Here is a 21,408-nt window from a genome sequence, read left to right as displayed (position 1 = left end):
CGCATCGACACAGCGGTCCCTCCGCGATGAGAAAAGCCGCCGGCGAGGTGTAAATTACGTACGTTCCACCTTGCCCCCGTGGCGCAATGGATAGCGCAGTCGGTTTCTACCCGATAGGTTGCAGGTTCGAGTCCTGTCGGGGGTACTTTTGAAGTTCTTCCGCGCGGTTTCGACGGCAGCCTTTCCTCGTTGACCGCACCGTAGCGCAGACCTCTGACAAGCGACGCCACGCTCAGGTCAGACCGATGTACACCCCATCGACGACCGGGTCGTCGGCCTTGCGTCCTTTCGCCTCGGGCGTGAGGTTACGCGCGTAACTACTTTATATCCAACCCCGCCATGATCACGGAAGGGAAATCAGTCCTGCGCGCCGCGGAGCTCGTCGAAGGCTGCGCCCAGATCGGGGCGGATAGTCAGCACACTGGCAAGTCCGACCAGTTCGAGCGGCCGCCGGGTGATCGGCCCATCGGCCACCACGACCAGCGGTACGTCGGGCACCAACCGCTCATGGGTCTCCACCAGCACCGACATCCCGTAGGAGGCCAGCAGCTCGGTGTCGGTAAGGTCCACGATCATCGCCGTGGGTTGCTTCTTGAGTGCCGCCGAGATCACGTGTTGCAGGTCCGGCGCGGTCACCATGTCGACCGGGCCGGCGCAGCTCACCACCACCGTCGTATCGTGCCAGGATTCGGAGCACACGATCGGCGACGGAATGGGCTCAACTTTGTCGGACATCGAAAACCTCGCGGGAGCTTCGGCTCGGGGCGCAATGTCTCGCGGGCTGCTTCTTAACCAAACAAGCTAGAACGCCGAGTACCACGAGCCTAACGTAAACGCCCGGGCGCCGGTGTATCGCGGCACCGGCGCGAAGCCGGTTCCAGGGGCCTGGCACGCTGGTGAACAGACAGTCGGGGACAGATTCGGGGAGGTTTCCATTTCGCGTCAAGACGCCGATGACGTCGCCGTCGAGGGCCTGCTGCCGCCCGGCACCGTGATCGACCTGGATAACTGCGCCCGCGAGCCGATCCACATCCCCGGCAGCGTCCAGCCGCGCGGAGTGCTGGCCGTGGTGCGGGAACCGAGCTTCGAGATCCGTCAGGTCAGCGCGAACGTCGAGGAACTGCTGGGCAAGCCCGTCGCCGAGGTTCTCAACAAGGATCTGTCGGCGCTGATCGGTGTCGACCAGGCCTCGATGATCCGCCAGGCTGCCTCAGCGTTCGGCGACTTGCGGCAGCGCAATCCGCTGGAGCTGACCCTGGCGGTCGACGGTCTCAACCGGCCGTTCGACGCCTTGTTGCACCGCGAACCCGGCGGCGTCCTGCTGATCGAGATCGAGATGGCATACGGCGAGCGGCCGTTCTCGTTCCCGAACACCTACCAGGCCGTGCGCAACTCCGTCGAGGAGCTCAACAGGGCCGACGGGCTGACAGCGCTGTATGACACCGCGGCCCGAGCGGTCCGCGAACTCACCGGTTTCGACCGTGTCATGGTGTACCGCTACGACCGGGACTACAACGGGGAGGTGGTCGCCGAGAACAAGCGCGAGGACCTCAATTCGTTCCTGGGCCTCCACTACCCGGCGAGTGACATTCCCGCCCAGGCGCGCGCGATGTACGAGAAGAGCTGGCTACGCCTGATCTCCGACGTCGACTACACCCCCGCCCCGCTGGTTCCGGCCATGAACCCTGACAGCGGAACGCCGGTCGACCTGACGCACGCCACCCTGCGCAGCGTCTCCCCCATCCACATCGAGTACCTGCAGAACATGGGCGTGCGCGCGTCGATGTCGATCTCGTTGCTGCGACACGGCAAGCTGTGGGGGCTGATCGCCTGTCACCACTATTCCGGCCCGCATCTGCCGCCCTATGGCGCGCGCGCCGCCGCCGAATTCCTGGGTTCCACACTGTCGCTGCGGATGGTCGACCGATTCGACGAGGACCAGCTGCGCGAACAGCTCGCCGCACAATCGCTGCTCAACCATTTGACTGCCGCCACCCGAAACGACGCCGAGCCGCTGGCTGTGACGCTACTGGGCACACCCAGCGCGCTGGACCTGCTGCCGGCCGCGGGCGTCGCCGTCAACGTGGGCGGTGACTACCGGGTGTTGGGCTCCACCCCGCCGCCCTCGGTCGTCGCCGCGGTCGCGGCGTGGGCCCGTGGCACCGGCGATGAGATCGCGGTCAGTGAATGCCTGTCGCGCGACCTGCCTTCGGTACCGCTGGAGCCCGACGTGGCCGCCGGCGCACTCGCGCTCAACCTGCCCGACGACCAGTACGTGATCTGGTTCCGGGACGAGGCGTTGCGCTCGGTGGACTGGGGAGGGGATCCGCACAACAAGGCGATCGCGGTGCGGGAGGGCGATGAGGTCCGGCTGAGCCCGCGCAAATCCTTCGAACGCTGGCGCGAGGTCGTCGACAAGTGCAGTGAGCCGTGGGCGCCGATCCAGCTGGACTCCGCGGAGGCATTGCGCAGCCACCTGGTCGAGGAGCTGTACCGCCGCACCCGCAGCGCGCTACGGGTCGCCGAGGTGCTGCAGCGCAGCCTGCTGCCGGACTCCATCCCGACGATCGCGAACTGGGAGCTGTCCGCGGATTATCTTCCGGCGGCCGGCGGTCGCGTCGGCGGGGACTGGTATGACGCCTTCGAGTTGCGCGACGGCAAGTTGGTCGTCCTGCTCGGTGATGTCGCCGGCCACGGACTGACCGCCGCCGGCACCATGGCGCAGCTCCGAAACGTCCTGCGGGCCAACCTTTTTGCCGGCACCTCCCCGGGTGCCGCCATCGACGAGCTGAACACGTTCAGCGTGCACCTGATGCCGCGGACGTTCGCGACCGTGATCGTGGCCCGCATCGACCTGGACACCGGCCAGGTCGAGGCGTCCTCGGCCGGTCACCTGATGCCCTTCCTCACCGAGACGGGCGTCGCGACCGCCGCCGCCCCCATCCAGCTGTCCCCGCCGATCGGCCTGAAGAGCGCAACGTACGCCACCAGTGAGTTCACCATCGGTCGCGGGCAGAGCATGGTGATGTTCTCCGACGGCCTGGTCGAGCGTCGCACGGCCTCCATCGACGAGGGCCTGGACCGGTTGTCCGCCGAGCTCGCGGCCGCCACCGACACCAGGGCGACAGAGGTTTCCGCCGCGATGACCCCCAACGACACCGATGACGACGTCACCGTCATTGTCCTGCGCCGTCGCTGAGAAGCTATGTTGGCGGCGGTGGCGCGGCACGCCGGTGCCGGCCCGGACCGAGGAGATGACATGTCGGTGACAGTGCTGCTCGAACTTCGTTTTCAGCCCGATGCCGTGGATCGCGCGCGCGAGGTGATGGGCCGTGCGCTCACCGACACCAGAGCCTTTGCCGGCAATGTGGTCACCGATGTGCTGATCGACGAAGACGACGAAACGCACTGGATCATCTATGAAGTCTGGGAGTCGGTGGATCACGACGAGGCTTACCGCGCCTTCCGCGCCGGTGAGGGCAAGCTGACCGATCTGCCGCCCCTGCTGGCTGCGCCGCCGAACAAGACCCGGTACACCACCTCCGACGTCTGATCGCGCGTGGCAGCGGCCGACGAGTACTGGAACCACAACACCGCCTACCACCCGTGGTTGCTCGGACTGGCCGAGCGCCGACGGGGCCGCGTGCTCGATGTCGGCTGCGGGGACGGTTTGCTGGTGCAACGTCTCGCGGAGGTGGCAGATTCGGTGACCGGTATCGATCCCGATCCGGTGGCCGTCCGTCGGGCTTGCGAACGGGTCGGGCCCGATGCCTCGATTACGCTGCTGCACTGCCGATTCGACGAGTTCGACCCCGGCGACAGCGGCTTCGACCTGATCACATTCGTCGCCAGCCTGCACCACATGGATCTGCGCGGCTCGTTGGTGCGCGCCCGGGAGCTGCTCAACCCCGGCGGTTCGATCGCAGTCGTCGGGTTGAGCGCCAACGCATCTGCGGCCGACTGGCTGTTCTCTGCGCTCTGCCTACCTGCGGTACGCATCGGGTCGCGTTGGCACCGTGAGCAATCCGATGTCGGCGTAACCGTCGCCGACCCGCGCGAATCTCTTGCCGAGATCCGGCGCGTGGCCGGCGACGTGCTACCTGGCGCCCAGATCCGGCGCGCCCTCTACTATCGCTATCTGTTGTTCTGGACCCGAGACACCGGACCGGTCACCAGTCGTCGGACCGGATGGCGGCCGTCGCGTCGGGCATGACGCTGCCGGTGCCCGGCGTCGAGAGCGACCACCCGCCGACTCCCTCACACACCAGGTCGGTCGGCATCGACACCTGCGAGGGCACCGGGACGCCGAGCCCGGAGATGCCCGGCATGTTCAGTTGCGGGGTGGGCAGCAGCCCGGTGACGCCGCCGACACCCGAGGGAGCCGCCAGTGAGGGCTGCGGCAACATCTCTGCCAACACACCCGTCACACCGGCCAGCGGTGCCATCACCAGACCCGGGATACCTGACGCCGCCCCGGCTGCCGGGACGATGGCGCCCGGGATACCGGCGAACGCCGTTCCACCGCCGGCCGTCGCCGCCGGGGCTCCGACACCGACCGCACCGGCCGGCGCGGCTGCCTGAACCGCGGCCACCGCGGGAGCGGCCACCGCCTGGACGGCTCCGAGACCACCCGTGCTGGCCATCAGCGGACCGACGGCCGCGGCGTTCACGCCGCCGGCGCCTCCGGTCGCGCCGCCACCGGCAGCACCTGCGCCACCGCCTGCGGATCCACCACCAGCGGCACCTGCACCACCGGCCGCACCGCCACCACCGGCACCGCCCGCACCGGCCCCGCCGGCCCCAGCACCGCCACCACCGGCCGCACCACCACCAGCGCCTCCTCCGCCGGCTGCGCCGCCACCACCGGCGCCACCTGCGCCACCACCGGCCGCACCACCGCCGCCCGCACCAGCACCGCCGCCACCGGCTGCACCGCCGCCGCCACCACCACCGGCTGCACCGCCACCGGCACCACCTGCGCCACCACCGGCCGCACCACCGCCACCGGCACCAGCACCGCCTGCACCGGCTCCGCCTGCGCCACCACCACCGGCGCCTCCGGCACCGGGCACGGCGACCGCAGCCGCGTCTTCGATCGGCGCACCCACCGGCGCACCGGCCGCCCGTGCGGCGGCATCATCGAGCGCCGCGCCGGGCAATCCACCGGCACCGGGGCCACCACCCGCACCGGGAACACCGGCACCGGGGCCACCTGCAGCGGCAGCCGCATCGACCAACGCTGCCGCGGGACCGTCGCCGTTGAGTCCGGTGCTGGCCAGCAGGGGACCGACACCTGCGGTGTCCATCAACGGCGCGCCGCCGCCGGCCGCATCCGCCAGCGGTGCGCCGAGGGCCGCAGGCGCAGCGCCACCGACCGGAGCACCACCACCCACCGGAGCGCCACCACCCACCGGGGCACCACCACCCACCGGGGCGCCACCACCCACCGGAGCACCACCACCGACCGGGGCACCGCCACCGACCGGGGCGCCACCACCCACGGGGGCACCGCCACCGACGGGAGCACCACCACCGGCCGGAGCGCCGCCGGCCGCAGCTCCACCGGCGGGAGCACCACCACCGGCCGGAGCGCCGCCGGCCGCAGCTCCACCGGCGGGAGCTCCGCCGCCGGCCGCACCGCCCGCGGGAGCACCACCGGCTGCGCCACCCGCCGCGGGGGCTCCGCCGCCTGCGCCGCCGGCACCAGCACCGCCTGCGCCACCGGCGCCGCCACCCGCGGCACCGGCACCACCTGAAGCACCTGCGCCGCTCGCACCCGCGGCCTGGACGACGGCACCAGAGCCACCGCCGGCCGCCGCGCCTGCGTCAGCAATCACCGCGCCAGGGGCTCCCCCGACCACAGCACCGGGGGCGCCACCCGCCACCGCGCCAGGAACACCGATCCCGCCCGGAACACCGATGCTCGGAACCTCGAGATCGATCGGAACGGACAGCTCCACGGGTGGGGACGAAATCTGGGCCGGCGGACCGGAAACCTGCACCGGAGGGGCGTGCACCTCGACCGGAGGCGCCGCCACTTCCACCGGCGGAGCCGCGATTTCGACCGGCGGAGCATGCACCTCAACCGGCGGTGCCGCAACCTCAACCGGCGGCACGGTGACTTCTGCCGGGGGCAGCGCCACCTCTACCGGCGGTGCCGCGACCTCGACCGGCGGAGCCGCAACGGCAAGTTCGACCGGCGCACCGGCCGCTCCTCCACCCTCGATGGCGCCGGCAACCGGGACAGCACCACCACCGGCAGCACCGCCACCGGCCGCACCGCCGCCACCTGCACCACCCGCACCACCGCCAGCAGCTCCACCGCCACCGGCACCACCCGCACCACCGCCAGCAGCTCCACCGCCACCGGCACCACCCGCACCACCGGCACCACCGCACCGCCCACCCGCACCACCGCCACCGGCACCACCCGCACCGCCGGCGTCTCCGCCACCAATCGCTGCCGCGGGGGCAGCGGCTTCGCCGCCACCGACAACGGGAGCCGCTGCAGCCGCCGGGGCGGCCGCCGCTCCGTCGATCACCGCCGCTGCGGGGACAGGCACCTCGACCGCGGGCGGGGGCGCCACAGCGGCCGCGTCGACGAGTGCGCCGGCAGGCGGACCCGCCGGAGCCGCCTCACCCGCGGCCGGATGAATCGCGGCACCACCGGGCGCTCCACCGGGTGCTCCGCCACCACCTTCACCGGCGCCCGGGGCACCTCCTCCGCCGACTCGTGCGGCTGCGTCCGCCAGCGGGGCCCCGCCGGGAGCACCTCCACCACCCGGCGCCACTCCCGCTGCGTCCACGATTCCTGCGCCCGGAGCACCTGCTGCGCCCGGAGCACCACCGCCCAGCGGGGCACCTGCACCAGCGGCATCAATCAGGGGGGCGCCACCCGCGACGGGAGCGCCAGCGCCGCCGGCACCACCCGCACCGCCACCGGCACCGGCACCACCCGCACCGCCACCGGCACCACCCGCACCGCCACCAGCAGCGCCCGCACCCCCGGCACCGCCACCAGCAGCGCCCGCACCGCCACCGGCACCGCCCGCACCTCCAGCAGCGCCCGCGCCACCTCCGGCGGCACCGGCACCACCCGCACCGCCACCAGCAGCACCGGCACCACCCGCACCGCCACCAGCAGCACCGGCACCACCTGCACCACCTGCGGCACCACCACCGGTGACGCCTGCCGCCGGGAACGCCCCGGCTGCGGTGGCCGGCGGCACGACCACCGGAGCAGCACCGCCACCGGTGAACGGTGCCGCGATGCCCTGCAGGGACTGACCGAGGTCAGGCGGGGACGCAGCGAGGTTCTGCACCATGCCGACACAGGGCACACCGCCCGCACTCGACTGCAACGCAGGTTGCGCCTCGGCCGTCGCTATCGCCAACAGCGGCGGCGTGCACAGAGCCGCCGCAGCAAAAATGCTGACAGCCAAACGATTTGACCTACTCACCATGTCATCCCCAAGCGTTTTCAAATTGACGTTGCAGTCAGGGAAGAAGGTAAATGACACGGATGAAACTCTCCGGCGCGCCAAACGGGACGGTTACCGTTCCGATGCAAAGGAGATCCGGGCCCGTGACAGAACGGCCCCGAAACGGGCCGAAAGCTGGGCCTACGCCGATCACGACCTCGCGGCCCCGCGATATCGCCCGGACCGTAGCCTGAACGCCATGACCGACCTCGTCCTCGTCGACATCGCCGATCGCATCGCGACCATCACCGTCAACGATCCCGACCGGCGCAATGCGGTCACCGCCGAGATGTCGGCCGGCCTGCGCGCCGCAGTCCAGGCCGCCGAGGCCGACGCCGATGTGCACGCGGTCATCGTCACCGGCGCAGGCAAGGCGTTCTGCGCCGGCGCCGACCTGACCGCCCTCGGCGAGGCAGCCGAGGACGGACTGCGCATCATCTACGACGGCTTCCTGGCCGTCGCGAACTGCACCCTGCCGACCATCGCGGCGGTCAACGGCGCCGCCGTCGGCGCCGGCCTGAACCTGGCGCTCGCCGCCGATGTCCGGATCGCCGGTCCGGCAGCACTTTTCGACCCACGCTTCCAGAAGCTGGGCATTCATCCCGGCGGCGGCGCCACCTGGATGCTGCAGCGTGGGGTCGGACCGCAGGTTGCCCGCGCCGCGCTGCTGTTCGGTAAGCGCTTCGACGCGCAGGAGGCGGTCCGCTATGGGCTGGCCCTCGACGTGGCCGACGACCCGGTGGCCGCGGCCCGTGAACTGGCCGGCGGGCCGGCCGGCGCGCCGCGCGACGTGGTGATCGCCACCAAGGCCTCCATGCGCGCCACCGCCAATCCAGGCGTCGTGGACAGCGAGCAGCACGCCATTGCCGTGGACGTCGAGATCACCCCGCAGGCGCGATCCATCGAGTCCCCGGAGTTCCAGAGCCGCCTCGCCGCGGCCAAGAAACGCTAGAGGTCGGCCAGCGCCATCTCGGGCGCCTCGATCAGGTCCCGCAGATCGGTCAGGAACGCGGCCGCCTGTGCGCCATCGGCGATTCGATGATCGAAGACGCAGGTCAGCTCCATCGTCGGGCGGGCCAGCACCGCACCGTCGATGACCACGGGCCGCGGCTTCAACGACCCCATGCCCAGGATCGCCGCCTCCGGATAGTTGATCACCGGCACGCCCGAGTCCAGGCCGAGCGCCCCGAAATTCGACACCGTGAACGTCGACCCCATCAGTTCGCCCGGACGCAACGTCCCGCCGCGCGCCCCGTCGATCAGCCGCGTCACTTCTGCGGCGAGCGCGCGGGTGCTGCGCTGCTGCGCGTCGGTGACCACCGGTACCAGCAGCCCGCGCGGCGTAGCCACCCCGACGCCCAGGTGCACCGACGCATGCCGATGGATCCGCGGACCGTCGGCGGTGTCCACCCACGTCGCATTGAGCATCGGATGCCGCCCCAACACCAGCGCCAACAGCCGCAATGCGAGGACGAACGGGGTGATCTGCAGACGGTGCGAAAGCTGCTGCAGCGCAGTTCCGTCCACCTGGACAGACGCATGCGCGTCGGCGATTCTGCTGCGCGAGAGCACCATCCGCTTGGCCATCTCGGTCTGTACACCGGACAGCGCCATCATGTCCGGGGTTGCCGCTGCGGCCAGCACGTCGTCGCGCGTGACGATGCCGTCCGGCCCGGCCGGCTTCAGCGAGGTCAGATCAACACCGTTCGTGCGAGCCAACTTTCGGGTGGACGGCTTCGCGCGCACCCGCCGGGATCCGTCCAGCCGGTCATCGGCGCCGTAGCCCACCAGGACCGGCCCGGGCCCGGCAGACTCGTCCGCCCCGATCCGTACCAGCAGTGCGCCGACGGCCAGCGTGTCCCCGACCGCGCCACCGAGTTCGGCGATCTGACCGGCATGTGGACTGGGTATCTCCACCTCGGCCTTGTTGGTCTCCAAGGTGCACAGCACCTGGTTCAGCTCCACCGTGTCACCCACCGCCACGGCCCAGCCCGTGATGGTGGCCTCCTCCAGCCCCTCGCCCAGGTCGGGAACCCGGAACTCGTAGCCGCTCACTGGTCCACCACCTTCTCGACGCAGTCCAGCAGCCGATCCACTCCGGGTAGCCACAACTTTTCCAGCCGCGCCGGTGGGTACGGGGTGTCGAACCCGGTGGCGCGCAGCACCGGGGCCTCCAGGTCGTAGAACAACTCTTCGGAGATGCGCGCCGCCAGTTCGGCACCGAAACCCAGCGTGCGCGGACCCTCGTGCATCACCACGCACCTGCCGGTCCGGCGCACCGACTCGGCGATGGTGTCGAAGTCCAGCGGATTCAGCGTCCGCAGGTCGACGACCTCGATGCCGACACCGCGCTCGGCCGCCAACTCGGCGGCGTTGACGGCGGTGTCGACCAGGCCGCCGTAGGTCAGCACCGTGACGTGTTCACCGGGGCGACGGATGGCGGCGCGCCCGAATGGCAGCGGTGCGGCCTCGGTGTCGACGGTTCCCCTGGTCCAGTACCGTCGCTTGGGTTCCAGATAGATGACCGGATCCGGGCAGCTGATCGATTGTCGCAGCAGCCAATAGGCATCCGACGGCGTCGACGGCACGACCACCTTCAGTCCCGCGGTGTGCAACCAGTATGTCTCGGTGGACTCGGAATGGTGTTCGACCGCACCGATTCCCCCGAACGACGGAATGCGCACCGTCACCGGCATGTCGACATCACCGTGCGTACGCATCCGGTACTTGGCCAGATGGCTGACCATCTGGTCGAAGGCGGGGGCCGAGAAGCCGTCGAACTGGATCTCCGGCACCGGGACGAAACCGCGGATCGCCATCCCGATCGCGATACCGATGATCGCCGACTCGGCCAACGGCGTATCGAAACACCGCTGTTCCCCGTATGTTTCGGCCAGACCGTCGGTCACCCGGAATACCCCGCCCAGTCGCGCGACGTCCTCGCCGAACACCAGGACCCGCTCATCGGCAGACATGGCGTCGTGCAAGCCCTGATTGATGGCCTGCGCCACGGTCAACGTGAGCAGTGCCGGTCGGGGTTCTCCGAAGTCGCCCATGGCCGGTCGTTCGATGATCTGTGTCATGTCAGGACTCCTTCCCCAGTTCGACGAGCAACTCCTCGCGTTGGCGGGCCAGCTCCGGGGTGATGTCGTGATAGACGGTGTCGAACACCTCGGCGATATCGGGGTCGGGCGCGCCGACCAGCGCCGCTCGCAGTTCCGTTCGCATCCGCGCCGCCTTGGCGCCAACTCGCTCCTCGAGCCGGTCGGTCAGGTCTCCGGTCGCTCGCAGATAGGCGGTGTACCGGGCGATCGGGTCACGGGCGGCCCAGTCCTGGACGTCTGCGTCGGCGCGGTAGCGGGTGGGGTCATCGGAGGTGGTGTGTGGTCCCATTCGATAGGTGACCGCCTCGACGAACGTCGGTCCGCCACCGTCGCGGGCCCGCTGGGCCGCCTCGGCCATCACGGCGAAGCAGGCCAGCACGTCATTGCCGTCGACGCGCACCGCGGGCATGCCGTATCCGGCGGCGCGATCGGCCAGCGAGATCGCCGCGTGCTGGCGGCGCTCCGGCGTCGAGATGGCGAACTGGTTGTTCTGGATGAAGAACACGGTGGGCGCGGCGAACACCGCGGCCAGGTTCAGGGCCTCGTGCGCATCGCCCTCGGAGGTGGCGCCGTCGCCCATGAACGCCACCGTGAGCGAGTCCTCACCGAGGCGCTGGGCGGCCATCGCCGCGCCCACGGCGTGCAGTCCGTGGGTGCCGATCTGAATGGATATCGGCGCGCAGCACCGGTCGGTGAACGACATCCCGCCGTGCCACGATCCGCGCCACACCGCGCCCATCTGCGCCGGCGCGATACCGCGCGTCAGGAACGCGCCGAGCTCGCGGTACTGGGGAAACAGCCAGTCGGTTTTACGCAGGCATGCCGCAGCTCCGACCTGGGCCGCCTCCTGCCCCCGACAGGACGCGTAGAGCGCCAGCTCACCCTGCCGCTGCAGGTTCACGAACTCGGTGTCGAGCTCGCGGGTCAGCACCATCAGCTCGTAGAGCCAACTCAACGTCTCGGGTGGCAGATCGCGTCGATAGCGCGTCTCGGAGGTCGGGGCGCCATCGGCACCGACCAGTTGTAGGGGTGCAGAAATGACAGCCATACCGCCTCCTTCAGGGTGGCGGCATGTTCGGCCGCCGTTTCCTCGAGGTGCTCGGCACAGAGGCGGTCGTGCGACCCCCTGGTCAGGGGCGCCGGCTAGCTACCGGGGTGAGGCGCAAGCTGGACTATCCGCTCCGCCCGCCGCAGTACCGGGGCATCCACCATTATGCCCTCGAAGGCGAATGCACCCCGGTGGTTCGTCGCGGCGGCCAGAACGTGTCGCGCCCACTCGACCTGCTCCCCGGTGGGCGCGTACCCGTCTCGGATCACGCTCACCTGCGTCGGGTGCAGGGCCACCTTGATGTCGAAGCCGACGGCGACGGCGTCGTCGGTCTCGCGCCGCAGCCCTTCGAGATCCTTGATGTCGATGTACACCGAATCCAACGCCAGCTTGCCGTAGGCCTTGGCAGCCAGCAGTGACTGGGACCGGACGTGCTTGGCGACCTCCCGGTAGGTCCCGTCGGGGAAACGGTTGGCGGTGCCGCCGAGTGAACCGAACAGGTCCTCGGCACCCCACATGACGCCGATGGTGTTGGCCGCGGCGGCCGTCTCGACCACGTTCAGCGCGCCCAGCGGTGTCTCGACGATGAGGACCACCTCCAACGGCGCCAGCGCGGTCACCTGATCGGGCGCCTCGCATTTGGGCAGCATCACGGTGGTGTAGCCGGTGCGACCCAGGGCCTCCAGATCCAGCCGCTGGTCGTCGGTGCCGTGCGGGTTGATCCGGATGACGGTGCGGGCCGGATCCAGCGGGGTGTCGACGATCGCCTTCCGCGCGGCGGGCTTGTCACCGGCGCCATCCTCCAGGTCGAGGATGACGACATCGGCGGCGGCCGCCGCCTTGGCGAAGCGTTCGGGGCGGTCGGCCGGGCAGAAGATCCACGCCGGACCGTTGCTGGCGATCGTCACTGATCCTCCTGAGGCTTCTTGCGCACCATCGTCTTTCGCGATGCGGTCGCCACGATGTCACCGTGCTGGTTGCGGCCGACGTGGGAGAAGGTGACGATCCCCTCGCCCGGACGGCTCTTGGATTCCCGCTTGTCGACGACCTCGGATTCGGCGTAGAGCGTGTCACCGTGGAAGAGCGGCTTGGGGAACGCGATCTCGGAGAACCCGAGGTTGCCGACGATGGTGCCCTGGGTCAACTGCGCCACCGACAGCCCGACCAGCGTCGACAGGGTGAACATGGAGTTCACCAGCCGCTGGTTGAACGGGGGCAACGCATCGGAGAATGCCGCGTCCAGATGCAATGCCTGGGTGTTCATCGTCAAGGTGGTGAACAGGACGTTGTCGGCCTCGGTGATCGTACGGCCGGGGCGGTGCAGGTAGAGCACCCCGGTCTCGAACTCCTCGAACCACAGCCCGCGCTGCTCGACCGTTCGCTTCGGCGTCTGGTCACTCATCACAGACCCAGCCCCCGCGCGATCAGCATCAGCTGCACTTCGGTTGTCCCCTCGCCGATTTCGAGGATCTTGGAGTCGCGGTAATGGCGGGCCACCGAGTACTCGTTCATGAACCCGTAGCCACCGAAGATCTGAGTGGCGTCGCGGGCGTTGTCCATGGCCGCCTCACTGGACACCAGTTTGGCCACCGACGCCGCCTTCTTGAACGGCTTGCCCGCCAGCATCAGTGCGGCGGCGTCGTAGTAGGCGGTGCGGGCGACGTGGGCGCGTGCCTCCATCCGGGCGATCTTGAAGGCGATCGCCTGGTATGTGCCGATCGCCGCGCCGAATGCCTCGCGTTCCTTGGCGTACTTCACGCACTCGTCCACGCATCCCTGGGCGGCGCCCACCGACAGCGCGGCGATCGCGATGCGGCCCTCGTCGAGGATGCTCAGGAAATTGGCATACCCGCGGCCGCGGGCGCCGAGCAGATTCTCCTGCGGCACACGCACGTCATCGAAGCTGAGCGGATGGGTGTCCGAGGCGTTCCAGCCGACCTTGTTGTAGGCCGGTTCGGCGGTGAACCCCTGGGTCGGAACCGGAACCAGGATGGCCGATATCTCCTTCCTGCCCGCGGTCTCACCGGTGACGGCCGTGACGGTGACCAGCTTGGTGATATCGGTTCCGGAGTTGGTGATGAACTGCTTGGAGCCGTTGATGACCCAGTCCGAGCCGTCCTCCTTGGCGGTGGTCTTGGTGGCGCCGGCATCGCTGCCGCCGCCGGCCTCGGTGAGCCCGAAGGCACCCAGGGCCTTGCCGCTGGCCAGCAGCGGCAGCCACTGCTGCTTCTGCGCGTCGTTGCCGAACCGGTAGACGGGCATGGCGCCCAGGGACACACCGGCTTCCAGGGTGATGGCCACGCTCTGGTCGACCTTGCCGAGTTCCTCCAACGCCAGGCACAGCGCGAAGTAGTCGCCACCCATGCCGCCGTACTCCTCGGGGAACGGCAGGCCGAACAGGCCCATCTCGGCCATACCGTCGACGACCTCGTACGGGAAGCTGTGCTCCTCATCATGTTTGGCGGCCACCGGCGCCACGACGCTCTGCGCGAAGTCACGCACGGTCTTGGCCAGCTGGGCGTAGTCGTCGGGCAGTGTGCCCGTGGACAGGTAATCACTCATTGTTCGGACTCCTTGCTTGCGGTGATGCGGGCCAGCGGCTGCCCGACCTTGACCTGGTCGCCGACGGCGACGAGTAGCTCCACGACACCGTCGACCGGCGCCTTGAGCGCGTGCTCCATCTTCATCGCCTCGACGGTGACGACGACCTCGCCCGCGGTCACACCGGCTCCGTCGTCGACACCCACGGCGACCACCGATCCCGGCATGGGGCTGTGCAGTTCGGCGTCGCCCGCGTGCTCGTCGTCGGCGCGTACCGGTGCCTCACGCACCTCGTGTACCACGACGGTGCGGGCCGGACCGGCCAGCCAGATATCGGCGCCGTCGGCGGCAGCAACATATTCGGTGCGCAGCCCGTCGACGTTGAGGGTGAGCACCCGACCGGACAGGGCAGCGCGGATCTCGTAGGTCTGCCCGTGTTCGACGGTGGCCGTTGCCGATTCGGGCACGCCCGTGAGGCTGACATGCTCGACACGCTCCCCCGCCCCCAGCCGTGCGACGGTCGGTGCGTGCGCACCGGTACGCCAGCCCGACGGGACCGACCATACATTGTCGTCGCGGTCCTGCCAGGCCTGCAGCCACCGGTAGGACGCGGCGGCGATCAGGTCGATGTCATCTGCCTGGGGTGCGGCGTAATCCGGCAGCCGTCGATCCAGCAGCCCGGTGTCGAGTCGGCCCGCCCGCACATCGGCATCGGCGAGCAGGAAGCGCAGGAAGTCGATGTTGGTGGTGACCCCGAGGACGGCGGTTCCCGACAGCGCGCGGTCCAGGCCCCGCAACGCAGCGGCCCGGTCCGGACCGTGGGCGATCACCTTGGCGAGCATCGGGTCGTAGTCGCTGCCGACCACCGTGCCCGGATAGATCCCGGAATCGACCCGCGCGGTGCAGTATCCGTGATCGCCCGCCGGTTCGACGACGTCGAGGACCGTTCCGCCGGTCGGCAGGAACCCGCTGCCGGGGTCCTCGGAGTACACCCGCGCCTCGATGGCGTGCCCGGTCAACGTGACGTCCTGTTGAGCGATGTGCAACGGGTCGCCGGCGGCGATGCGGACCTGCTGTTCGACGAGATCCACCCCGGTGACCATCTCGGTCACCGGATGCTCGACCTGCAGCCGGGTGTTCATCTCCATGAAGAAGAACTCGTCGGGCCGGTCGGCCGAGACGATGAACTCCACCGTGCCCGCCCCGGTGTAATCGACGCTGCGGGCGGTGTTGCAGGCGGCCTCGCCGATGCGGGCGCGGGTGGCCGCGTCCAGCAGCGGGGACGGCGCCTCCTCGATGACCTTCTGATGGCGCCGCTGCAGACTGCATTCCCGCTCACCGAGGTGGATCACATTGCCGTGCTGGTCGGCGAGCACCTGCACCTCGATGTGCCGGGGATTCAACACGAACCGTTCCAGGAACAGCGTGTCGTCACCGAACGCCGAGGCCGCTTCGCGCCGCGCGGAGGTCAGCGCGCCTGGTAAGTCGGCGGCGTCGTGCACCACCCGCATGCCCTTGCCGCCGCCGCCCGCGGACGGTTTCACCAGGACCGGGAAGCCCACCTCGGGTGCGCCGGCGATCAGGTCCGCATCGGTCAGTCCGGGTCGCGAGATGCCGGGCACCACCGGGACATCGAACTCCGAGACCGCCGCCTTGGCCGCGATCTTGTCGCCCATCGTCTTGATGGCGTTCACCGGCGGGCCGATGAACACGATGCCCGTGGCATCCAGAGCGGCCGCGAAATCCGCGTTCTCGGCCAGGAATCCGTACCCCGGGTGGACGGCCTGGGCGCCGGTGCGCCGGGCGGCATCGACGATGGCCCCGATGTCCAGGTAGCTCAGCCGGGCCGCGGCCGGACCGATGCGCACCGCGATATCGGCCTCGCGGACATGCCGGGCGCCGGCGTCGGCGTCGCTGTAGACGGCGACCGAGGTGATCCCCAGTGCGCGCAGTGTGCGGATGACGCGGACGGCAATCTCACCCCGGTTGGCGACCAGGACCGTGTCGAACAATCCGCCGCTGTGCTCGCCCGTGGCGCTGAACAGCTGTGTAGTCATCGTGTGCCTCACATCCTGAAGACGCCGTAGGACACCGGCTCCAGCGGAGCCTGTGCAGTCACCGAGAGCGCCAGCCCGAGAACGGTTCTGGTGTCGGCAGGGTCGATCACCCCGTCATCCCACAACCGTGCGGTCGAGTAGTACGGATTGCCCTGGTGCTCGTACTGTTCGCGGATCGGGGCCTTGAAAGCCTCCTCCTGCTCCGGTGTCATCTCACCGCGCACGGTGGCCAGCACCGAGGCGGCCTGCTCCCCGCCCATCACCGAGATGCGGGCATTCGGCCACATCCACAGGAAGCGGGGCGAATACGCCCGGCCACACATCGAGTAGTTGCCCGCGCCGTAGGAGCCGCCGATCACCACCGTGAGCTTGGGCACCCGCGCACACGCGACCGCGGTGACCATCTTGGCGCCGTGCTTAGCGATACCGCCGGCCTCATAGTCGCGGCCGACCATGAACCCGGCGATGTTCTGCAGAAACACCAGCGGCGTGTTGCGCTTGTCGCAGAGTTCGATGAAATGCGCGCCCTTGACTGCGGATTCACCGAACAGCACGCCGTTGTTGGCGATGATGCCGACCGGATGACCATGGATGTGGGCGAACCCGGTGACCAGTGTGGTGCCGTATTCGGCCTTGAACTCCTGGAATTCGCCGCCATCGACGACCCGGGTGATCACCTCGTGCACGTCGTAGGGCACCCGGGAGTCGACCGGCACCACGTCGTAGAGCTCGGACTGGTCGGCGATCGGCTCGACGACCGGCCGCGTCTGCCACGGCGGATCCTGGCGGGGCCCGAAGGTGGACACGATGCGCCGCACGATGCGCAGTGCGTCCCGGTCGTCGTGGGCCAGATGGTCTATCACCCCGGAGGTCTTGGAGTGCAGGTCCCCACCACCGAGTTCCTCCGCGGTGACCACCTCACCGGTCGCGGCCTTCACCAGGGGCGGCCCACCGAGGAAGATGGTGCCCTGGTTGCGGACGATGACGGCCTCGTCGCTCATCGCCGGGACATACGCACCACCGGCGGTGCAGGATCCGAGCACCGCGGCGATCTGCGGGATCCCTTGCGCGCTCATGGTGGCCTGGTTGAAGAAGATCCGGCCGAAGTGTTCGCGGTCGGGGAACACCTCGTCCTGGCGCGGCAGGAAGGCGCCGCCGGAATCGACCAGATAGATGCACGGCAGTCGGTTCTGCGCGGCGATCTCCTGGGCGCGCAGGTGCTTCTTGACCGTGATCGGATAGTAGGTGCCGCCCTTGACGGTGGCGTCGTTGGCCACCACCATGCATTCGCGTCCGCTCACCCGGCCGATGCCGGCGATCATGCCGGCGCCGGGGCATTCGTCGTCGTACATCCCGTCGGCGGCCAGCGGTGCGATGTCGAGGAAGGGGCTGCCCGGGTCGAGCAGGGTGTCCACCCGGTCCCGGGGCAGCAGCTTGCCGCGCCCCACATGGCGTTCCCGCGCCTTGTCCGGTCCGCCGCGCGCAGCGGTGGCCAGCTTCTCGCGCAGTTCGGTCACCAGCGCGGTGTGCGCCTCGCGATGCGTCATCGGTGAACCCGTCCAGTTGAGTTAATGATGATTAACTCGTACGATGTTAATTGGCATTAACTCAAATGTCTACGGGGAAGATGGAGCCGGGCATGTCCACTGAGACTCCGCGCAGCAGAGCCAAATCCGACCGGCGCGGCCAACTGATCGCCGCCGCCGAGCGGTTGGTCGCCGAACACGGCTATCTGTCGGTCCGGCTGGAGGACATCGGCGCGGCCGTCGGCGTGAGCGGGCCGGCGATCTATCGCCACTTCTCCAACAAGGAGGCGCTGCTGGTAGAACTGCTGGTCGGTATCAGCACCCGCCTGCTGGCCGGTGCGCAGACCGTCGTCGCCGAGGCCCCCGACGCGCGCGCCGCGCTGGACGGCCTGATCGACTTCCACCTGGACTTCGCACTCGGGGAGTCCAACCTGATCCGCATCCAGGATCGTGACCTCACCCACCTGCCGGCGGCAGCGGCACGACAGGTCCGGAAAGCGCAGCGCCAGTATGTGGAGATGTGGGTCGATGTGCTGCGCCGGATCGACCCCGATCTGGACGAGGCCGACGCCCGGGTGCAGGCGCACGCCGCGTTCGGCCTGCTCAACTCCACCCCGTACAGCCTCAAGGCGCCCAGTACCACCCACGCGTCGCGCGCGGTGCTGCGCGCGATGACGGTCGCAGCGCTGACCGCTGCGCACTGAAATCCGCAGCCGCGCGGGTACCGTGGGGCTCATGAGGTGGGCATGACCGAATATCCACGTCGGGACGAGCCGACCCGTCGGCTCGACGGTGGTCCGTACGGCAACCCCGGATACTCCGACCCCGCCTACGCGGATCAGACCCCCTATGGCGCGCGGCCCACCGAGCAGATGCCCGCCTATCCGGCCTACGGGTACGACCCCTACACCGGTCAGTACGGAACTCCGCCCCCACCGCCGGGCGCGCCCGGCCCCCCGGAACCGCCCCGCGCACCGCGCTGGCTGTGGATCGTCGCCGGCATAGCGGTACTCACCGTCCTGGGACTCGTCATTGCGTTGGTGATCGTCAACAGCAGCCAGCAGCAGACCGTGGTCGCGCCGGTCCCCTCGCTGACCGAGCCGACGGCCGCGCCCGCCCCGCCCAGCACCAGCCGACGCCCGACGACCACTCCCCGTACGGTCGCCCCGACGCCGAGCACCACACCGTCGACCCCGACCACGACCGCCCCGGCCACCCCCGGTGCCACCCAGACCGTCATCTACAACGTCATCGGGCAGGGCCGCGCCATCAACATCACCTATGTGGACAACGGTGGCGTACTACAGACCGAGTTCAACGTGGTGCTGCCGTGGAGCAAGGAGGTGGCGCTGCCCGAGCCGGCCAAACAGTCCGCCAGCGTCAGCATCATCAACGTCGGCCGCGAGGTCACCTGCTCGATCGACATCGAGGGCGCACCGGTGCAGCAGCGCACCGGGTCCGGGCTCACGATCTGCAGCCCGCTGCCCTAACGGGCCGTCCGCGGCGTCTTCACTCCCAGCATCAGGATCAACCCGAGCGCCAGCACCACACACAACCCGCCCATTCCGGCGCGGTCGGTGCCGAACATGTCGATGAACAGGAAGAACAGCCACGGCGCCAACGGTGCGGCCGCCCGCCCCGTCGTCATGTACAGCCCGAAGGCGACACCTTCCTTGCCCTCGGTCGACATCCGCAGCATCTGGGTCCGCGCCGCCGACAGCGTCGGGCCGATGAACAGGCACAGCAGCAGGCCGCACACCCAGAACGCGAGCTGACCGGACAGCGTCATCAGCGTCAACCCGACCGCGATCATCAGCGTCAGCGCGCCCAGGATCACCGGCTTGGCCCCGAACCGGTCGTCGAGCAGCCCGCCGACGACCGCGCCGGCGGCGGCCACCAGGCAGGCGCACACGCCGAACAACAGCACACTGGCCGGTGAGATGCCGTAGACGTTGACCCCGAGCACCGCACCGAAGGTGAACACACCGGTGAGGCCGTCGCGGAACACCGCACTGGCCACCAGGTAGAACACGACATTGCGGTCGCGGCGCCACTCGCTGCGCACCTCGTCCCACAGCCTGCGGTAGGAGGCGAAGAAGCCGACCGGCCGGTGCGCGGCATCGGCGGGCGGGTTGGGTCCGCGGAGCACCAGCGGCAGCGCGAACACCAGGAACCAGACCGCGGTGAGCAGCATCGCCGCCCGCACGTTCTGTCCGTCGTCGGTGGGCAGCCCCAACAGGCCGCCGTCGCCGGAGATGAAGAGGGCGTAGACGATCAGCAGCAGACCCACGCTGCCGCCGTACCCGACGGCCAGGCCCGCTCCGGAGATCCGACCCGATGTCGCCGGTGTCGACAGCTGGCTCAGCATCGCGTTGTACGGCACGGTCGCCAGGTCGTTGCAGGCCGCGGTGATCGCCAGCAGCGCCAGCCCGGCCCACAGATAACTGTGGTCGGTGCGGATGAAACTCATACTGGCCACCAGCAGCACGACCGCGCCGGTGAGCAGGGCGAGCGCACGCCGGCGCCGGTGCGGCGCGTCCACCCAGATGCCGGTGACCGGCGCCAGCAGCGCCACGATCACGCCGGCCACCGTCAACGCCCGACCCAGCCAGCTCGACGGTGTCGTCTCCCCCGGCAGGCCTTCCCCGACGGCATTGGTGAGGTAGACGGAGAAGACGAAGGTCACCACGATCGCGTTCACCGCGGTGGCCCCGCAGTCGTAGAGAACCCACGATCGGACCTGGGACCGCCGGGCCGTATCGGGCGCCGACCCGGGGCTGCTCATGGCCGCCACCCTAACGCTCCCTACGATTCCCCCCATGCCTGTACCCGCACCCCATCCCGATGCCCGCGCGGTCGTCACCGGCGCCTCCCAGGGCATCGGCGAGGCACTCGCCTTCGATCTGGCCGGACGCGGCCACCACCTGATCATCACCGCGCGCCGCGGCGATGTGCTGACCGACCTCGCCGAGCGGATCACCGCCCGCCACGGCGTCACCGTCGAGGTCCGCGCAGTCGATCTGGCCGACCCGGCGGCCCGCGATGTCCTGTGCGAGGAACTCTCCGGGCGCAACATCTCGATCCTGTGCGCCAACGCGGGCACCGCGACCTTCGGACCGCTGGCCAAGCTGGATCCCGCCGGCGAGAAGGCCCAGGTTCAGCTCAACGCCATTGCGGTGCACGACCTTTGCCTCGCGGTCCTGCCGGGCATGCTGGCCCGCAGAGCCGGCGGCATCCTCATCTCGGGGTCCGCGGCGGGCAACTCCCCGATCCCCAACAACGCCACCTATGCCGCCACCAAGGCGTTCGCCAACACCTTCAGCGAGTCGCTGCGCGGCGAGGTCAAGAAGGACGGCGTGCACGTCACGCTGCTCGCGCCGGGCCCGGTGCGCACAGAGCTGCCCGACGTGTCCGAGCAGTCGCTGGTGGAGCGGCTGATCCCGGATTTCCTGTGGATCGACACCGAGTACACCGCCAAGGTGTCACTCGACGCGCTGGAGGCCAACAAGATGCGCGTGGTGCCGGGACTGACCTCCAAGGCGATGTCGGTGGCCAGCGGGTACGCACCCCGCGCAATCGTCACCCCGATCGTCGGGGCGGTCTACAAGAAGCTCGGCGGCGACTGAGGCCCCCTTGCGATTTCGGTGAGGA

The 21,408-nt window shown here is 69.6% G+C and carries 23 protein-coding genes and 1 tRNA gene; 8 read left to right on the top strand and 16 right to left on the bottom strand.

Annotated features, from left to right (window positions below):
- The first annotated feature begins 72 nt into the window (after positions 1-72).
- Positions 73-145 (top strand) — tRNA-Arg (locus tag BST17_RS11125).
- 212 nt (positions 146-357) lie between these two features.
- On the opposite strand, the gene BST17_RS11120 is transcribed toward BST17_RS11125, so the two are convergent.
- Positions 358-735: an STAS domain-containing protein gene (locus BST17_RS11120; protein WP_083057869.1), complete on the bottom strand. Its 378-nt coding sequence runs from the start codon at positions 733-735 to the stop codon at positions 358-360.
- A gap of 256 nt (positions 736-991) precedes the next feature.
- Here BST17_RS11120 and BST17_RS11115 point away from each other — a divergent pair, with 256 nt between their 5' ends.
- From BST17_RS11115 to BST17_RS11105, 3 genes are read left to right on the top strand one after another with little or no spacing between them, the layout of a single operon-like run.
- Complete coding sequence (locus BST17_RS11115; protein WP_234807626.1) at positions 992-3,199, top strand: SpoIIE family protein phosphatase; 2,208 nt, start codon at positions 992-994, stop codon at positions 3,197-3,199.
- Between the two features lie 60 nt (positions 3,200-3,259).
- Positions 3,260-3,553, top strand: coding sequence for a putative quinol monooxygenase (locus BST17_RS11110; RefSeq protein WP_083057954.1), 294 nt, complete (start codon positions 3,260-3,262; stop codon positions 3,551-3,553).
- A 6-nt stretch (positions 3,554-3,559) separates the two neighbouring features.
- On the top strand, positions 3,560-4,213 hold the full coding sequence (locus BST17_RS11105) for a class I SAM-dependent methyltransferase (RefSeq protein ID WP_083057868.1): 654 nt from the start codon (positions 3,560-3,562) through the stop codon (positions 4,211-4,213).
- Here the strand turns inward: BST17_RS11105 and BST17_RS29275 are convergent.
- The 6 genes from BST17_RS29275 to BST17_RS28985 form a co-directional block, all read right to left on the bottom strand.
- Positions 4,170-4,670 (bottom strand): hypothetical protein, encoded by a 501-nt coding sequence (locus BST17_RS29275; RefSeq protein ID WP_109750090.1) that lies wholly within the window; start codon positions 4,668-4,670, stop codon positions 4,170-4,172. The two genes, BST17_RS11105 and BST17_RS29275, sit on opposite strands and share 44 nt — an antisense overlap.
- Complete coding sequence (locus BST17_RS28730; RefSeq protein ID WP_109750089.1) at positions 4,667-5,230, bottom strand: hypothetical protein; 564 nt, start codon at positions 5,228-5,230, stop codon at positions 4,667-4,669. The genes BST17_RS29275 and BST17_RS28730 overlap by 4 nt, the downstream gene beginning before the upstream one ends.
- A 75-nt stretch (positions 5,231-5,305) precedes the next feature.
- Positions 5,306-5,797 (bottom strand): hypothetical protein, encoded by a 492-nt coding sequence (locus tag BST17_RS11095; RefSeq protein ID WP_133053537.1) that lies wholly within the window; start codon positions 5,795-5,797, stop codon positions 5,306-5,308.
- A 348-nt stretch (positions 5,798-6,145) separates the two neighbouring features.
- Positions 6,146-6,454, bottom strand: coding sequence for a hypothetical protein (locus BST17_RS28995; RefSeq protein WP_133053536.1), 309 nt, complete (start codon positions 6,452-6,454; stop codon positions 6,146-6,148).
- A gap of 84 nt (positions 6,455-6,538) precedes the next feature.
- Positions 6,539-6,877 (bottom strand): hypothetical protein, encoded by a 339-nt coding sequence (locus BST17_RS28990; protein ID WP_165762262.1) that lies wholly within the window; start codon positions 6,875-6,877, stop codon positions 6,539-6,541.
- Positions 6,878-6,880: 3 nt separating this feature from the next.
- Complete coding sequence (locus tag BST17_RS28985) at positions 6,881-7,252, bottom strand: hypothetical protein (protein ID WP_133053534.1); 372 nt, start codon at positions 7,250-7,252, stop codon at positions 6,881-6,883.
- 428 nt (positions 7,253-7,680) lie between these two features.
- Between BST17_RS28985 and BST17_RS11085 the strand changes: the two genes are divergently transcribed.
- Entirely contained in the window at positions 7,681-8,433 is a 753-nt protein-coding gene (locus BST17_RS11085) for an enoyl-CoA hydratase (RefSeq protein ID WP_083057863.1), read from the top strand.
- Here the strand turns inward: BST17_RS11085 and BST17_RS11080 are convergent.
- From BST17_RS11080 to BST17_RS11045, 8 genes are all read right to left on the bottom strand, one after another.
- On the bottom strand, positions 8,430-9,536 hold the full coding sequence (locus BST17_RS11080; protein WP_083057861.1) for a dihydrolipoamide acetyltransferase family protein: 1,107 nt from the start codon (positions 9,534-9,536) through the stop codon (positions 8,430-8,432). The genes BST17_RS11085 and BST17_RS11080 overlap by 4 nt on opposite strands.
- Positions 9,533-10,564, bottom strand: a complete 1,032-nt coding sequence (locus BST17_RS11075; protein WP_083057860.1) for an alpha-ketoacid dehydrogenase subunit beta — start codon at positions 10,562-10,564, stop codon at positions 9,533-9,535. The genes BST17_RS11080 and BST17_RS11075 overlap by 4 nt, the downstream gene beginning before the upstream one ends.
- Position 10,565: 1 nt before the next feature.
- Positions 10,566-11,633 carry a pyruvate dehydrogenase (acetyl-transferring) E1 component subunit alpha gene (pdhA, locus tag BST17_RS11070; protein ID WP_083057858.1) on the bottom strand — a complete coding sequence of 356 codons (1,068 nt, stop codon included), beginning with the start codon at positions 11,631-11,633 and terminating at the stop codon, positions 10,566-10,568.
- Positions 11,634-11,728: 95 nt separating this feature from the next.
- A complete protein-coding gene (locus BST17_RS11065; protein WP_083057857.1) occupies positions 11,729-12,541 on the bottom strand; it encodes an HpcH/HpaI aldolase/citrate lyase family protein in 813 nt (270 codons plus the stop codon).
- Positions 12,538-13,035 carry a MaoC family dehydratase gene (locus BST17_RS11060; RefSeq protein ID WP_083057855.1) on the bottom strand — a complete coding sequence of 166 codons (498 nt, stop codon included), beginning with the start codon at positions 13,033-13,035 and terminating at the stop codon, positions 12,538-12,540. Before BST17_RS11060 ends, BST17_RS11065 begins: the two co-directional genes overlap by 4 nt.
- Complete coding sequence (locus tag BST17_RS11055) at positions 13,035-14,195, bottom strand: acyl-CoA dehydrogenase family protein (RefSeq protein ID WP_083057854.1); 1,161 nt, start codon at positions 14,193-14,195, stop codon at positions 13,035-13,037. The genes BST17_RS11060 and BST17_RS11055 overlap by 1 nt, the downstream gene beginning before the upstream one ends.
- Positions 14,192-16,231 (bottom strand): acetyl-CoA carboxylase biotin carboxylase subunit, encoded by a 2,040-nt coding sequence (locus tag BST17_RS11050; protein WP_083057852.1) that lies wholly within the window; start codon positions 16,229-16,231, stop codon positions 14,192-14,194. The genes BST17_RS11055 and BST17_RS11050 overlap by 4 nt, the downstream gene beginning before the upstream one ends.
- 8 nt (positions 16,232-16,239) lie before the next feature.
- The gene (locus tag BST17_RS11045; protein ID WP_083057851.1) at positions 16,240-17,778 is read right to left on the bottom strand and encodes a carboxyl transferase domain-containing protein; all 1,539 of its coding nucleotides are present in this window, start codon (positions 17,776-17,778) and stop codon (positions 16,240-16,242) included.
- Positions 17,779-17,870: 92 nt separating this feature from the next.
- Here BST17_RS11045 and BST17_RS11040 point away from each other — a divergent pair, with 92 nt between their 5' ends.
- Positions 17,871-18,461, top strand: coding sequence for an SACE_7040 family transcriptional regulator (locus tag BST17_RS11040; protein WP_083057953.1), 591 nt, complete (start codon positions 17,871-17,873; stop codon positions 18,459-18,461).
- Between the two features lie 42 nt (positions 18,462-18,503).
- Positions 18,504-19,247, top strand: a complete 744-nt coding sequence (locus BST17_RS11035; protein WP_109750088.1) for an MmpS family transport accessory protein — start codon at positions 18,504-18,506, stop codon at positions 19,245-19,247.
- Here BST17_RS11035 and BST17_RS11030 read toward each other — a convergent pair.
- Entirely contained in the window at positions 19,244-20,542 is a 1,299-nt protein-coding gene (locus BST17_RS11030; RefSeq protein ID WP_083057849.1) for an MFS transporter, read from the bottom strand. The genes BST17_RS11035 and BST17_RS11030 overlap by 4 nt on opposite strands.
- Before the next feature lie 34 nt (positions 20,543-20,576).
- Between BST17_RS11030 and cmrA the strand changes: the two genes are divergently transcribed.
- The gene (gene cmrA / locus BST17_RS11025; RefSeq protein ID WP_083057848.1) at positions 20,577-21,383 is read left to right on the top strand and encodes a mycolate reductase; all 807 of its coding nucleotides are present in this window, start codon (positions 20,577-20,579) and stop codon (positions 21,381-21,383) included.
- Positions 21,384-21,408: the final 25 nt, after the last annotated feature.

The organism is Mycolicibacterium bacteremicum (assembly GCF_002086115.1).
Taxonomy (GTDB): domain Bacteria; phylum Actinomycetota; class Actinomycetes; order Mycobacteriales; family Mycobacteriaceae; genus Mycobacterium; species Mycobacterium bacteremicum.
The sequence above is the reverse complement of the archived record's forward strand: the minus strand, read 5'-3'. Positions and strand labels throughout refer to the sequence as shown.